The following is a 654-nucleotide window of genomic DNA, read 5'->3' on the forward strand; positions in this document are numbered from 1 at the left end:
CTAGGGTCAAACCCCAATCAGACTGTTGATCATATTGGTTCTCCGTGGTTCACTGCCTTCTACAGCAGGAGTTTTGGACCATGGCAGGAGAATTCTGGCTTGATGAGCAGCAGTGGGCAGTGATTGCGCCACTGCTTCCGACCAACCAGCCTGGTGCTCATCGCACCGACGATCGCCGGGTCATCAGTGGAATCATCCACGTCCTGCGATCGGGTTGCCGATGGCAGGATTGTCCAGCCTGCTACGGACCTCCAACAACCGTCTACAATCGCTTCCATCGCTGGTCAGCCAAAGGAATATGGCGGCGGCTGTTTGAAGCTTTGGTGCAATCGAGCGATCGGGACATCCATATGATCGACAGCACCACCGCAAAAGCACACCGCTCTGCCGCTGGCGGAAAAGGGGGGCCGATGCCGAAGCAATCGGTCGCTCGCGAGGCGGCAGAGCGACAAAAATCCATGCTGTTGTCGATGGTTGTGGCCATCCAGTCGCGTTGCGAATAACGCCAGGGCAACGCGGCGACGCCCCTGTTGCCATTCCACTGCTCGAGCCTTTGCCTTGGACACGCCTCTGTGCAGCAGACACTGCTTACGACAGCGACGCTTTGCGAGACTTCCTTGCAACGCGAGGCACGCAACCGGTCATTCCCAACAA

The 654-nt window shown here is 57.8% G+C and carries 2 protein-coding genes; both read left to right on the forward strand.

Going from position 1 to position 654, the window contains the following annotated elements; all coding sequences use genetic code 11:
- The first annotated feature begins 80 nt into the window (after positions 1 to 80).
- Complete coding sequence (locus tag HWX93_RS22705; protein ID WP_176038818.1) at positions 81 to 503, forward strand: IS5 family transposase; 423 nt, start codon at positions 81 to 83, stop codon at positions 501 to 503.
- Positions 422 to 654: transposase (locus HWX93_RS23300; RefSeq protein ID WP_176038819.1), on the forward strand; the 233-nt coding region annotated here is incomplete at its 3' end. The genes HWX93_RS22705 and HWX93_RS23300, both read left to right, overlap by 82 nt.

It is taken from the genome of Brucella tritici, assembly GCF_902825325.1.
GTDB lineage: Bacteria > Pseudomonadota > Alphaproteobacteria > Rhizobiales > Rhizobiaceae > Brucella.

What these genes read in the sequence shown, in the direction of transcription:
- HWX93_RS22705 (WP_176038818.1), top strand. Translation starts at nt 81, where the DNA reads ATGGCAGGAGAATTCTGGCTTGATGAGCAGCAGTGGGCAGTGATTGCG.